This window comes from Marivita sp. (assembly GCF_965656765.1).
Lineage (GTDB): Bacteria > Pseudomonadota > Alphaproteobacteria > Rhodobacterales > Rhodobacteraceae > Marivita.
Genome location: NZ_CBFHLV010000040.1, coordinates 17,859 through 31,379, shown reverse-complemented (window position 1 = coordinate 31,379; position 13,521 = coordinate 17,859). Strand labels below are relative to the sequence as shown.

General features: G+C 58.4%; 13 protein-coding genes. 6 read left to right on the top strand and 7 right to left on the bottom strand.

The genetic code is table 11. The features are described 5' to 3' along the window. The 3 genes from ACTG4M_RS11625 to ACTG4M_RS11615 all read left to right on the top strand — a co-directional run. The coding region (locus tag ACTG4M_RS11625; RefSeq protein WP_439123827.1) for an Lrp/AsnC family transcriptional regulator at positions 1-438 on the top strand (438 nt) is incomplete at its 5' end. After that, positions 435-893: an Lrp/AsnC family transcriptional regulator gene (locus ACTG4M_RS11620; protein WP_439123826.1), complete on the top strand. Its 459-nt coding sequence runs from the start codon at positions 435-437 to the stop codon at positions 891-893. The genes ACTG4M_RS11625 and ACTG4M_RS11620, both read left to right, overlap by 4 nt. Positions 894-989: 96 nt before the next feature. Then, a complete protein-coding gene (locus ACTG4M_RS11615; RefSeq protein ID WP_439123825.1) occupies positions 990-2,114 on the top strand; it encodes an aminotransferase class V-fold PLP-dependent enzyme in 1,125 nt (374 codons plus the stop codon). Positions 2,115-2,295: 181 nt separating this feature from the next. Here ACTG4M_RS11615 and ACTG4M_RS11610 read toward each other — a convergent pair whose 3' ends face one another. Continuing rightward, positions 2,296-2,928, bottom strand: coding sequence for a DnaJ domain-containing protein (locus ACTG4M_RS11610; RefSeq protein ID WP_439123824.1), 633 nt, complete (start codon positions 2,926-2,928; stop codon positions 2,296-2,298). A 74-nt stretch (positions 2,929-3,002) separates the two neighbouring features. Between ACTG4M_RS11610 and ACTG4M_RS11605 the strand changes: the two genes are divergently transcribed. Continuing rightward, positions 3,003-3,260 (top strand): BolA family protein, encoded by a 258-nt coding sequence (locus ACTG4M_RS11605; protein ID WP_439123823.1) that lies wholly within the window; start codon positions 3,003-3,005, stop codon positions 3,258-3,260. 28 nt (positions 3,261-3,288) lie between these two features. On the opposite strand, the gene ACTG4M_RS11600 is transcribed toward ACTG4M_RS11605, so the two are convergent. Further along, positions 3,289-3,714 (bottom strand): DUF4177 domain-containing protein, encoded by a 426-nt coding sequence (locus ACTG4M_RS11600; RefSeq protein WP_439123822.1) that lies wholly within the window; start codon positions 3,712-3,714, stop codon positions 3,289-3,291. A 143-nt stretch (positions 3,715-3,857) separates the two neighbouring features. Continuing rightward, a complete protein-coding gene (locus tag ACTG4M_RS11595; RefSeq protein ID WP_439123821.1) occupies positions 3,858-5,576 on the bottom strand; it encodes a tetratricopeptide repeat protein in 1,719 nt (572 codons plus the stop codon). A 142-nt stretch (positions 5,577-5,718) separates the two neighbouring features. Here ACTG4M_RS11595 and ACTG4M_RS11590 point away from each other — a divergent pair, with 142 nt between their 5' ends. Beyond that, positions 5,719-5,904, top strand: coding sequence for a hypothetical protein (locus ACTG4M_RS11590; protein ID WP_439123820.1), 186 nt, complete (start codon positions 5,719-5,721; stop codon positions 5,902-5,904). A 197-nt stretch (positions 5,905-6,101) separates the two neighbouring features. On the opposite strand, the gene gatB is transcribed toward ACTG4M_RS11590, so the two are convergent. After that, a complete protein-coding gene (gatB, locus tag ACTG4M_RS11585; RefSeq protein ID WP_439123819.1) occupies positions 6,102-7,616 on the bottom strand; it encodes an Asp-tRNA(Asn)/Glu-tRNA(Gln) amidotransferase subunit GatB in 1,515 nt (504 codons plus the stop codon). An 84-nt stretch (positions 7,617-7,700) separates the two neighbouring features. After that, positions 7,701-8,903 carry a hypothetical protein gene (locus ACTG4M_RS11580; RefSeq protein WP_439123818.1) on the bottom strand — a complete coding sequence of 401 codons (1,203 nt, stop codon included), beginning with the start codon at positions 8,901-8,903 and terminating at the stop codon, positions 7,701-7,703. A 243-nt stretch (positions 8,904-9,146) separates the two neighbouring features. Between ACTG4M_RS11580 and ACTG4M_RS11575 the strand changes: the two genes are divergently transcribed. Continuing rightward, positions 9,147-9,866: a transglycosylase SLT domain-containing protein gene (locus tag ACTG4M_RS11575; RefSeq protein ID WP_439123817.1), complete on the top strand. Its 720-nt coding sequence runs from the start codon at positions 9,147-9,149 to the stop codon at positions 9,864-9,866. Here the strand turns inward: ACTG4M_RS11575 and ACTG4M_RS11570 are convergent. After that, positions 9,863-10,723 carry a 1-acyl-sn-glycerol-3-phosphate acyltransferase gene (locus tag ACTG4M_RS11570; protein WP_439123816.1) on the bottom strand — a complete coding sequence of 287 codons (861 nt, stop codon included), beginning with the start codon at positions 10,721-10,723 and terminating at the stop codon, positions 9,863-9,865. The two genes, ACTG4M_RS11575 and ACTG4M_RS11570, sit on opposite strands and share 4 nt — an antisense overlap. Before the next feature lie 227 nt (positions 10,724-10,950). Then, positions 10,951-13,500 carry an aminopeptidase N gene (gene pepN, locus ACTG4M_RS11565; protein WP_439123815.1) on the bottom strand — a complete coding sequence of 850 codons (2,550 nt, stop codon included), beginning with the start codon at positions 13,498-13,500 and terminating at the stop codon, positions 10,951-10,953. Between the last annotated feature and the right edge of the window lie 21 nt (positions 13,501-13,521).

Genomic DNA, 13,521 nt, shown 5'->3' with positions numbered 1-13,521 from the left:
CTCCGAATCCTGCGCCAGTTTCAGGCGGCCCCCGATCTTCCGACGGCAGATCTGGCGGACCGGGCAGGGGTCACACCCACAACGCTGGCCCGTCGGATCGACAAGATGCAGGATGCTGGCGTGATCCGGGCGGTGCGCACGGTGATCAACTGGCCGGCTTTGGGCTATACAGTCGAAGTCAGCCTGCGCGTCACGCTGGACAAAACGCAGCCACGTGCCTTTGATGAATTCCTCGCCGCTGCGCGTGAAGTGCCCGAAGTGATCGAAGCGCAGACCTTTCTGGGGCAAGTCGATGCGCGCCTATCGGTGATTGCCCGCGACATGCCGCACTACCAGCAGCTCTACCGTGACAGGCTACTGACCCTACCCCATATCGCGGACATCGAAGCCCTAATGCACGTCGCGCGCGTGAAATTCGACGAAACGTTGCCCTTGTGATCGACCTTGACGACACTGATCGCGCGATGATCCGCGCTGTTGCCGCCGACGCGTTGATCAGCGCGGGTGCCCTAGGGCGGCAATTGGGCCTCAGTCAGCCTGCTGCATGGCGCCGCCTCAAGCGGCTTCGAGAGGCTGGAGTGTTTCGGGGCCAACGACTTGAGATGGACGCACAGGCACTTGGGTTCGGTGTGACCGTTTTTCTGGGTGTGAAACTTGCGACCAAAGGGCGTGTCAGCCTCGAAGACTTTGAGCGTGCCGTCACGGCCATCCCCGAGGTGCAAACCGTCGAACACGTGCTGGGCCTATATGACTACCGCCTCCGCGTTATCGCCCGGGACATCGCTGATTTTGAACGTGTTTTGCGTCGCCGGATCATGACGTTGCCCGGTGTCGGCAACATCGATGCGAACGTGCTTTTGTCTGAAGAACGGCTGCCGGGGCCCATCGGGTAGGTCGGCAGATGCCTGTTCGCGCAAGTGGCCTGCGCGACTCGTTTGCCCCGAGGCACGAAACCGGGCTATCTCTGGGCCAACCACAGGAGATGCATCATGGCTTTGCTCGATACAGTTGACCCCACGGGTCTCGAAGAATTCTCGGTCGTGTTTACCGACCGTTCTCTCAACCACATGTCCAAGACGTTCCAGACAGTGATGACCGACATCTCGGGTATGCTCAAAGAGGTGTATAATGCCGATGCTGTGGTGCTGGTGCCTGGCGGTGGCAGCTACGGGATGGAAGCCGTCGCGCGCCAGTTCGGGCAGGGCGCAAAGACCCTGATCGTGCGCAACGGTTGGTTCTCATACCGCTGGACCCAAATTTTCGATGCGGGTCAGTTTGGCGGCGACACGGTTGTGATGAAAGCACGCCAGACTGGGAACGAGTCGCTTGCCCCCTTTGCACCGGCCCCCATCGAAGATGTCACCGCCCGCATCCGTGAGGAAAAACCCGACATTGTGTTTGCGCCGCATGTAGAAACCAGCGCGGGGATCATTCTGCCAGACGATTACGTGGCAGCATTGGCGGCCGCAGCGCATGAGGTCGGTGCGTTGATGGTTCTTGATTGCATCGCATCGGGCTGTGCCTGGGTCGACATGAAAGCCACTGGCGTCGATGTCCTGATTTCTGCGCCGCAGAAGGGCTGGTCAGCCACACCCAGCGCTGGGCTTGTGATGCTGTCGGATCGTGCTGTCGCCCGCATGGAGGAAACCACCTCCAACAGCTTTGCGACTGATCTCAAGAAATGGCACCAGATCATGATGGCCTATGAAAATGGCGGCCATGCGTATCATGCCACGATGCCAACCGACGGGCTCAAGGCTTTCCGGGACACCATGCTGGAAACCCGCGATTATGGATTTGATAAGCTGAAAGAGGCGCAATGGGCGCTTGGCGCGCGCGTGCGTGCGCTCCTCGCAGAGAAGGGCATAACGTCTGTGGCAGCAGACGGCTTTGGTGCGCCGGGGGTCGTTGTCAGCTATACGCAAGATCCGGAAATCCAGTCCGGCCGCGCATTCGCCGCGCGCGGCATGCAGATCGCGGCCGGTGTACCGCTGCAATGCGATGAGCCGCCCGAGTTTTCAACCTTCCGTCTTGGGCTTTTCGGCCTCGACAAGCTTTACGATGTCGATGGCACGGTAGCGCGGCTCAAACGGGTTCTGGACGAGGTGCTTTAATCAGGCCGACAGCTCCGGGTCTGTCGGTCCGAGAGCATATTTGGAAAAAGAAGAAGCAGGGGGCGGAACGCTGTTCGCTGCTTTTTTATAAACAAACCAGCGACCTTTGCCGTCCGTCCTCAAACGAAAAAGGGCCGCGCATTGGCGGCCCTGATTGATACGCTGCGGGTTCACCCCTGCATTATTTAAAGTTGCGGCTGTCCTTAACCTGATCCCAGGCCCAGACCACGAGCTGCAACTGCTCTTCCTGGGAGCGGTCACCGCCGTTCATGTCCGGGTGCAAGACCTTGATCAGCGCCTTGTAAGATTTGCGCACCTCCGCCTTGGTCCACGTGTCCTTGGCTTCAAGGATCTCGATCGCGCGCCGCTCGGTCGGTGGCAGACGCTTGGTATGACCCGTCGAACTGCCGTTCTTGCCCGGATTGCGCGTGGCGTTGTTGCCCAGCACCTGATGCGGGTCTTCGATACCCAGTCGCGCCCAGGCCTTGGCCTCGGGGTCACGCCAGTCTTTGGTGCGCCGTTCCCAGACCTTGTCCGAGCTTTCCTGCGCATTCATCTCGGCTTCGGTCTTGCCGTCGAAGAAGTTCCACCTGTTGTTGTACTCGCGAACGTGCTCTTGGCAGAACCAAAAGAAATCATCGAGTACATCCGGCGCTTTCGGCGCGCGGAACTTCCCGGCCTCTTCACAGCCCTCATGGTCACAGATCCGCACCGAAGTTTCGGACGCACCTGACATCCCCCGTCGGCCGCGGGGGTTCTTCTTCTTTGCCGATTTGATCGACATATCGAAACCGAATGGATCTGATTTGCTCATAACCTGCCCTTTTCGACTCGGAGGCAACACTCTAGACCAAAACGCGACAGAGGTAAGGTGTTGAAGGTGAAAAAATGACCCGAACTGAACAGATCGAGACACGACTGCGCGACGGACTGGCCCCGCGAGAGCTTACCGTGCGGGATGACAGCGAGGCGCATCGCGGTCATTCCGGCTTTCAAGAGGGCGGCGAGAGCCATTTTCACGTAATCATCCGCTCTGACGCCTTTGCAGGCCAATCCCGCATCGCACGCCACCGCATGGTGCACAAAGCTCTGGGTCCAGAGCTTGTTTCTGCGATTCACGCTCTGTCGATGGACCTTGATACATAGGATGCGGAAATTGGCGCACCATACGTGACTAGGCTGGCCGCGTTTCCTCGCTGCCTTCCTCAAATTCGGTGTCGGCGACTGGTTCTTGCTCGGTCGTCGGAGCCATATCAGCCTCGGCCAAACTGTCACCTTCGGGCACAGCGGCCGCCACGGCTGGCGCTGCGCTCAAAACAGGCTCGACCCGCGCGGGCGATGTGACCTCTTCGGGTTCTGTGGTCTCTGTTAAGGCAAGCGCCCGGCGGAACACCATGAGTGTCCGCCAGTTGGTCGCCGACCCGGTCAGCCCCACGCGCTCCTCTGATGGCAACACGTCCGAGCGCTGATATTCCCAGCCCTCCGCCGCCAGCGTATTGATCGCCTGCTCCACCGCCAACGCAAACCGCGCCTCAGCGGTCTTCACGCCCTTGGCCTTGACCCCCTTCACCGGGGCCGGAACCACCTTGTATTCAAACATGCACGCCGCCTCACATCAAACCCGACGCTCTCATACCCAAGCCCAAGCGCCGAGACCACCCCATTGCCACCCCGTAGGGTGGGCAGTCCTGCCCACCAAACCCAACGCGATGTAAGGTGCAGGGTCTCACGCACCAATCCCGGTCACAACTTCCCCTCCAACCGCGCCAAAATCCGATCCGATGTCTCAATGTAAAACGACGCCCCGGCGGCGTCATACACCTCCCGCGCCGCCCGCACCAAGGCGATGGCCTCCTCCAGCCGCGCTCGATCCCCCGTCTTGTCGAACAGCGCTCCATACACCAACCCAAGGTTTTGCGTCGTCATGGCCCAGTTCAACGGCACCCGCTCCCGCGAATATTCCTCCAACGCGGACGCGTAGGCCGCCACCGCCTCCTCCAACCGTGCGGTCCCGTTTTCGCGCTCCCCGAGATTGGACAGCGCAATGCCCAGATTGTTCTGTACCTTGGCCCATTGCATCGGCATCCGCTTCCGCGTGTATTCCTTTAAAGCCGCTCGGCAGGCCTTTATCGCCTCCTCCAACCGTGCGGTCCCGCTTTCGCGTTGCCCGAGGGTGGACAGCGCAGTGCCCAGATTACTCTGTCGTCCAGCCCAGACGAGCGGCATCTTGTTCCGGTCGCATTCCTCCAACGCGGCTCGATAAGCCACCACCGCCTCCTCCAACCGTGCGGTCCCGTTCTCGCGGTCCCCTAGGGTGCGCAGCGCAATGCCCAGATTGTTCTGCGTCGTGGACCAGTCCAGAGGCACTCGCTCCTGCGTGTATTCCTCCAGCGCCGCGCGATAGGCCGCCACCGCCTCCTCCAACCGCGCGGTCCCGCTCTCGCGCTCCCCGAGGGTGGACAGTGCAATACCTAGATTGTTCTGCGTCATGGCCCAATTCATCGGCTCCCGCTCCCGCGTGTAATCTTCCAAAGCTGTGCGATAGGCCGCCGCGGCCTCCTCCAACCGCGCGGTCCCGCTTTCGCGTTGCCCGAGGGTGGACAGTGCAATACCTTGTATTACGTGGGTCGCCGCACGATGGTCCGGTTCGTTAGCGAGAGAGATCAGACTGTCGGAAAGCCTGACTGCAACTTCCAGGTCGAAGGCCAAACCCCTGTCGCGACCACGATCGATCCAAGCGTTGGTTTCTTTCATTAATTTCGCCAAGCGTGGGAAGGCCTCTGAAACCTCACGCTCGACCTGCCGCACCACCAACGCCGCCGCCTTTTCCACATCTCGCATCAGGATCGCCTGATTGATCCCTTCCCGGATCAGCACGTCAATGCCCGCCGCGCGACGTTCTTCTTCGGCTTCTTCCGCCTCCAACGCCTCCGCGAGGGTGCGGGCAGCATCCTCCATCAGCCCGTCATCCCGATACGCCCGCGCTTTGACGATAATCGCATCCACATCGGCATCCAGATTGCCCGAGGTCGGTTGCTTCGCCGCAATTTCCAGCGCCCGGACCAATCCCTTGACCGCGCCTTCGAAATCCTCCGGGTTCCCGGCGGCGTAGCGCTCCGTCAATTCGTGGGCCAACTCATCTGACACTTGCGTCTGTGCCACAGCGCCTTTGATGACCTCGAACAAGGCTTCGGCGTATTGCGCAAGCTGCAATTCTTCCGCTGTGCGGCACGCGTCGATCTCGGACTGCGTCAGCCCAAGCGCATCCCGATACCGCTTGATCGTCCGCGCGGTGGGTTTCGCTGACCCACCAACCTCCAATTTCTGCACATCGGATTTCCGGCTCTCACCCCCCTGACCATCATCGCCATAGGCCGCGACAGCCAGTTCCGCAAAGGACCAGCCTTTGTCTTCCCGCTTCCGCGCAATCAAAGCGCCAAAGCGCAGTCCAAAACTCGACACCGGTTTCCCCACACTTCCCCACGAACAAACACAAACCCCAACAACTTCCGATTTTTGCGGTCGGTGCATTGCGCGCGGGGTCAGGCAAACATGACCTCACCAGCGCTGGTTTCGCAACTCAAAGATGAACGGAACCAAAAATATGTCATTGATACTGAAACTGAAGTTAACCCTGCGGTCGTTGCTCTGCACCCTGTGGTGCCACCGCATCACCTATGCCGGACTCGCGCTTGCCTATGGGGCAGGGTGCCTCGGCATGATCGACAAAGACACTGTCGCGCAGATCGCGACCGCGCTCTACTGCACAATGGTCGCGCAAAGGCACTGAACCGTACAAACCGTACGCTTCCCACGTACAAACCGTACAATTCACGCGCAACACCTGCCAAAAACGCAAAAACGGGGCCAAAAGCCCCGTTTTCACCACCAAAGCCGTACGATTCGTACGCAAGAACCGTACAAACCGCCATATTCGCGTAGGCCGGGCTTCAGCCCGGCAACACCACGCCAAATAAATTGCTCACATCACCCGTTTAATTTCTGCGCCACGATCTCGTTCACCGCTTTCGGGTTCGCCTTGCCGCCCGTGGCTTTCATCACCTGACCTACGAACCACCCGGCAAGTTTCGGGTTTTGCTTGGCTTTTTCCACCTGATCCGGGTTCGCCGCGATGATTTCGTCCACCGCTTTTTCAATCGCGCCGGTGTCCGTGACCTGCTTCATGCCGCGCGCCTCGACAATCTCTGCCGGATCACCGCCTTCGGTGTAGACAATTTCGAACACGTCTTTCGCGATCTTGCCCGAAATGTCACCCGCTTTGATTAGCCCAATAATTCCAGCCAGTTGCGCGGGGGATACCGGGCTTTCCGTGATGTCGTGGTCTTCTTTTTTAAGCCGTCCGAACAATTCGTTGATGACCCAGTTCGCCGCCAGTTTCCCGTCACCGCACGCATCAACAACCTTTTCGAAATACCCTGCATTCGCCGTATCCGCCGTCAGAACGTCCGCGTCATACTCGGACAGCCCGAACTCCTTGACAAAGCGTGCTTTTTTCTCGTCCGGCAACTCTGGCAGCGACGCTTTGATGTCGTCGACCCAGCCTTGCTCAATTTCCAAAGGCAGCAAATCCGGGCACGGAAAATACCGATAATCATGCGCCTCTTCCTTGGAACGCATTGATCTTGTTTCATTTTTATCCGGATCGTACAGCCGCGTTTCCTGGTCGATCTTGCCACCAGCTTCCAAAATCCCGATCTGCCGCTTCGCCTCAAAGTCGATCGCCATCTGGATAAACCGCATGGAGTTCATGTTCTTGATCTCGCAGCGGGTGCCTAAGTGACTGAAATCCTGAGATTCCTGGTACTTCTCGTACTGGCCGGGCCGACAGACCGACACGTTCACATCCGCCCGCAGGTTGCCGTTCTGCATGTTTCCGTCACACGTCCCCAGATACCGCAATATCTGGCGGAGCTTAACAACATAAGCCGCCGCTTCCTCGGGTCCGCGGATGTCAGGGCGGCTGACGATCTCCATCAGCGCCACACCGGTGCGGTTCAGATCCACAAACGACATCGCTGGGTCCATGTCGTGGATCGACTTGCCCGCGTCCTGTTCGATGTGGATGCGTTCGATCCGCACCAGGCGCGCGATGCCCGGTTCCATGTCCACAATCACTTCGCCTTCGCCTACGATCGGATGGTAGAGCTGGCTGATCTGATAACCTTGGGGCAGATCCGGATAGAAATAATTCTTGCGATCAAACGCCGATTTCAGGTTGATCTCGGCCTTCAGGCCCAGCCCGGTGCGCACCGCCTGTTCGACGCAGAACTCGTTGATAACAGGAAGCATTCCCGGCATGGCGGCATCAACGAAGGCCACGTTGGAATTAGGTTCGGCCCCGAATTGCGTCGAGGCGCCCGAAAACAGCTTGGCCTTTGTTGCGATCTGGGCATGGACTTCCATCCCGATGACCAGCTCCCAATCATGCTTGGCGCCGGCGATTACCTTGGGTTTCGGGGCTTCGAAGGTCAGGTCCAGCATGGCAAATCCTCTTGGCGTGAACGCCGCGTGGAATACGCCAGAGGGGGGCAGGGGGCAAGGGGGCGAGGCGCGGTTTCCGGGCGGCTACCCGTCGGAAAGCCGCGGCGCGGTGACAGGAGGCATCCCGCGTGCGTGACGATCAAGGGCGGTTGCGGCACGTTGGCGCCCTTTGGCCAGCCTGTCCTGATCATCGAGCCTTGACGCCCAAACGCCTTTTGCGGCGTACCAGACGCGCGGATGTACTTCGCGAAGATGGTCGCTCACAATCGCATCGAAACACGTCGCAATTTTTGCGCGTGCCTCAAGGTTCACACCATCTGGCTCAAGCGCAGCACCGGTATAGGCGGCGAACATATTGACCGTATGCTGATCGTTCCGGCGCGCAAGGATATCCGTTAGGCCTGTGCAAAAGAGGTCAGCATCCAAGAGTGCAAACGCTTCGTCATCGACGGTCAGCGCATCAAGATATGTCCAGGTATAGCCGCCGGCTCCCCAGACATCTGTCGTGCGTTCCATCGTGCGGCGCGCCTCGTGGTCAAGCCGCGAATAGCTCCCAAACCACCGTGGCAGCATGTGATTGCCCAGAGCGCGCATATATTTCGCGACATTCGGTGCCAGATCGATCAGATCTTCATAATCATCGCTGGCTCGGGTGCGGGGGCTGGTTTCTGCCGACAAAAGTGCACATCGCACAGAGGCAAGCATCGGCGAATCCAATTCAAACGCATCGTAGCGGTCGATCAGGTCGCCTGCGCATTTGAAGTGCCGGAAAAACGCAGCCCTGTGCGCGGCTGGAATATCCTGTCTCCAGCCTTCGCCACGCCACGCCCAACCAATGTCGATATGTGCCATTGCAATGACATAGGCGACGCCATGATCGTTGTCGGTTTCATCAAGCACAAGCTGCATATCGTTCATGATCGACGCAGCCCCCAGTTCATCCCCGGCCGATACTGCGCGCGTCGCGGCAGTCACCGCATCAGCACGGGCCCCTTCGGCCAGGATCTCGGCCTCGGGCACCCCGCCGGGCGTCATGGAACGCTCTGCGTCTGCTGTGCGGATCCGGTCGCCCAAGGTGGCCCAGGCATCCTGACGGGCCAAGAACAAACCAGCCTCGAACAATGCGCGATGTACCTCTTCTTCTGCGCTTGTTGCGAGAACTGGCAGGGCCGGTTCAGACGTTGTCGGCAAGGCCTCAATGTTTAGCAACGTGCCCCTTGGTCGTGGCACGTGCGCCGTATTGCGAGCCTTTCGCATCAGGGTCGTCAGGTTGTTAAGAACGGTCATTGCTTTGGCCTTCAGATTGTCCGGTGCCGAGATCGGGCTGGAAAGACTGTTTGCACCGTGATGCCGGAAAAACATGTCGCAAATCGGGCGTCAAAACGATTTCCCAAGGGTAATCCGGCGGCGTTGATAGCAGCATGCGCGAGGTTTGGCCTAACCTTTCAAAACTGCGCAGAAACCTGCTGAAGAATTCCTCGTTATGCGGTTTTGCTTGATTTTTTTGATAAAATCCTGAATGCAGCTTGGATGCTACGCTGGGGGATCATAGGCGTGGCGGTGTTTGTGCTCGGTATTTCTGGGTCTGTTTCTGCGGCACCTGCCACAATGGTTGACGGTCAATCAACCAATGCGCTGACGGTGTCTTTGCGCCCGGTCGCCCGACATTATACTCCACTTCCCGATATGCGCTGGAGCCATCGCGGCGAGGCCGAACGCTGGTCGCGGGCTGCATTAACGGCACTGCGCAGCCATGCAAGTGTTCTGCCGCGCACGGTCCCAAAAGACATCGGCGATTGGTGTCCGGCTTATGTGACCAATGATACCTCGGCACGCGAGGCGTTCTGGATCGGGCTTTTGTCCACGTTGGCCAAACACGAAAGCACATATCGCCCGACAGCCGTCGGTGGCGGAGGCAAGTGGTACGGTTTGCTGCAAATCCTTCCGGCGACTGCGCGTGGTTATGGGTGCAACGCCCGGTCGCGCGATGCGCTCAAAAGCGGCGGTGCGAACCTGCAATGCGCCTTGCGGATCATGGCAGTGACGGTGCCGCGCGATGGTGTCGTGTCTCACGGAATGCGTGGCGTGGCTGCTGATTGGGGGCCGTTTCACAGCCGAGCAAAACGCAGCGATATGATGGAATGGACACGCGCTCAGCCATATTGTGCAGGGCTTTCAAGATCTCTGCGCCCTGTAGCACGCCCGGTGCGTGACCCGTGGGATGGCGTCGTGTCGACCCGCGGTGACTAAGCCCGGCGCGCCGGAAACCGCGACGCATCCAATAATGAAACGCCCTGTTTCTGCGGTTCTCCCAACGCCAAGGTTGCCCTCTGCAAAAGCGCTATTCCGTCTTCTGAATTCTCTGGCAGAGCCTTTGGGGAAATCGGCTCACCGACCTTGATCGCGTAGGGCTGCCGGCACTTGTTCAGAGTCTCGTGGAACAATGTAATGTCCCGCAGCGTCGGGTGAATCGCGTCGAACAGGTAGAACAGCGCAGAGTTGCGGGCCTGCAAATGTATCGGGATCACCGGCAGATCAAATTTACGCGCAAGCATTGCCGCCGATGCCATCCATGGCCGTTCATGGAGCCGCGTTCCGCGTCGTTTGGCCAGACGACCGGAAGGAAAGATCACACCCAGTCTCCCCTCCTTCACGGCCTGTCGGGCGAACACCATCGTGCCACGCGTTTTGGCGTGACTGCGCCGATCTTTGCGCCATTCCACCGGCGCGATGACGCGCGACATCTGCGGCAAGACTTTAAGAATATCGTGATTCGCAAAGAAATATGCATCGTTGCGGACCTGCCGCAAAACCGAATGCAGAATGATCCCGTCAGCAATGCCTGTGGGGTGATTTGCGACGACCAGCGCTGCACCATGTCGGGGCAGGTGGCCCAGACCCGAAATACTCACATCGCGGGCCAGCCGGTCGGCCATCGTATTCATGATCGCATTCGGCGGCAGGTGTTCGACTTCTTCCGCAAGAGACACCGTTCGGTCATAACCCAACACCCGGTTCAACGCAGGCCTTGCGAGGGATGCCGCCACTGTGGGGCGAAACAACCAAGGCGCACGGTCCTCGATCAGCGGGTCAATCCGGTCTTTCATGCGGCCTCTCCTGACAGAGCAGCGTGACATTGGCATGACAAACGCAGGACATTCGGTGCTGGCTGGCAAGCTGTAAGTCCCGGGCACATTCGATTGCGCAATGTCATGCCACTTACCTTTCAACGCTGGCAAATCTTCGCTGGTTCCCGTGAAAATGTGGGTTTCCAGCGATTCCTCTGGGTCACCCGATCCGTGATCGGTGACCCAGAGGATATGTCGCATGACACTCAGCCAAGGATGCGGCTGATCATTTCGTCTGTATCGCGGCTTAGGTTCGGTTTCGCTTTGATCCGCTCCAGCTGCGCTTTGATCAATGCCTGACGATCCCCATCATAGCGTTTCCATGTTTGGAACACGGAACACATGCGCGCAGTGGTTTGCGGGTTCTTGTCGTCTAGTTTGATCAGCCAATCAGCGAGGAACGCATATCCGGCGCCATCCTTGCGATGAAAGCCCGCGTGGTTCATCGCCATGCCGCCCATCACGGCGCGAAAGCGGTTTGGATTGCCCATATCAAACGCCGGATGTGCGACCAGATCTTTGGCCACATCGACAGCCACATCCGGTTTTGCCATGCCAACTTGAAGCCCGAACCACTTGTCCATCACCAACCGGTCATCTTTCCATTGATCGTAAAACGCCTTGGTCGCGGCCTCTCCGTTCCCGGATACCAAAAGCTGCGCAAATGCTGACAGTTGCAGGGTCATGTTGTCTGCGCTGTCGTATTGCTTTTGCGCCATTGCACCGTTGTCCAAGCAGGTTTGAAGCGACAGGAGCTTTCCACCAAGGGCGCGTTTGCCAGTCTGATCGGCGTCGGGTGAATAAGCGTCTGTGACGCGCATGCTTTGCATCGCATCTTCTAGCCACCCCTGCCAACGGGTCGCTATGTGATGCCGCAGGCTGTCACTTGCGCGCCAGATGGCGTCCGGATCGGGCGTCACGCCCTGGTCAAACAAGACTTGTGCGAGTTCCGATTGCGACGGTCCCGCCAACATCAGTTGCCGGAAATCTGGATCAAGGCTGTCGTCGCGTACCACCCGTTCCAGCGCGTCAATCCAAGCATCATCATGCGGCGCACCATCGCGCACTGTCGCAACCAGACTGTCGCGGCAAAGGTTGCGGTTCGCTTCCCAGCGATTGAACGCATCCGTGTCGTGCGCGACGAGGAACACGCGTTCTTCGCGGCTGACCTCCCGCTCAAGAACAATTGGGGCTGAAAACCCGCGCAGGATCGATGGTACGGGTTTGCTGGCCAGACCGTCGAACGTAAAGCTTTGTTCGGCCTCTGTCATTTCAAGTACCTGTGTCGGCACAGACTCATCACCGTTTGGGGTCAATAAGCCAACGGCAATCGGAATGACCTTTGGATCTTTAACGTCTTGTCCCGGTGTAGGCGGTGTGTGCTGTTTGAATGTCAGGGTATAGACCCCGTCCTTCCAATCTTCGGACACCTTGACGCGCGGCGTGCCGGATTGAGAATACCACAGCTTGAATTGGCCAAGGTCGCGACCAGTGGTATCTTCGAACACGGCAAGCCAATCCTCAATGGTGCAGGCCTGACCATCATGACGGTCGAAATACAGATCAAGAGCACGGGAATAAGCATCGTCACCCACCAGCGTTTTCAGCATGCCGATCACCTCGGCACCTTTTTCATAGATGGTGGCGGTGTAGAAATTGTTAATTTCCTGAAAACTCTCTGGCCTCACCGGGTGTGACAATGGCCCCTGATCTTCGGGAAACTGGCGCGCGCGCAAATCAATCACATCGCTGATGCGTTTAACGGGTTCCGACCGCATATCCGCTGTAAACTGTGCATCGCGGAACACCGTCAGTCCCTCTTTCAGGCAGAGCTGAAACCAGTCGCGACAGGTAATGCGGTTGCCGGTCCAGTTGTGAAAATACTCGTGGGCAATAATCGCTTCAATTCTCTCGAAATTATCATCGGTTGAGGTTTCGGGTGACGACAAAACACAGGACGAATTGAATACGTTCAGGCCTTTGTTTTCCATCGCTCCCATGTTGAAATCGTCAACTGCAACGATGTTAAAGATGTCCAGATCGTATTCACGTCCATACACCTTTTCATCCCAAGTCATTGATTTTTTTAACGCTTCCATGCCGAAAGCACATTTGCCTTCGTCGCCCGGACGGACCCAGATGTTCAGCTCGACCTTTTTGCCAGACATGGTGGTAAATGTGTCGGGGTGGTTGACCAAATCTCCCGCCACCAAAGCAAAAAGATAGGCCGGTTTGGGCCAGGGATCATGCCATTCCGCCCAGCCGTCGCCGCTATCCACTGGGTTGCCGTTGGACAGCTTAACGTTTTCATCACCTTCGACGCGTACAGTGAAAGTGCTCATCACATCGGGACGGTCGGGATAATAGGTGATCTTGCGGAACCCTTCGGCCTCGCATTGGGTGCAGTACATGCCGTTCGACATATAAAGACCTTCCAGCGCGGTATTGGTTTGCGGACTGATCTCGACCTCCGCTTCCCATGTGAAGGGCGCATCGGGCACGGCGCAGCGCAGGCCTGTGTCGGTTATTTCGGGGGCGACCTCGGCCCCATCAATCGTGGCCCACATCAGGGAAAGCTCTTCGCCGTGCAGGAAAAACGTCTTGTCGGTTGCGTCCGGGTTGGGCGCAAACCTGATACGGCTGACCACGCGGGTGGATGTTGGTGCCAACCGAAAGGTCAGGTACACGCTCTCAACCACATAGCCAAACGGGGTATAGTCTTTAAGGTAGATCGTCTTGGGCGCGGCGTCTTTCATCGGATGCTCCGGTTTGGTGTC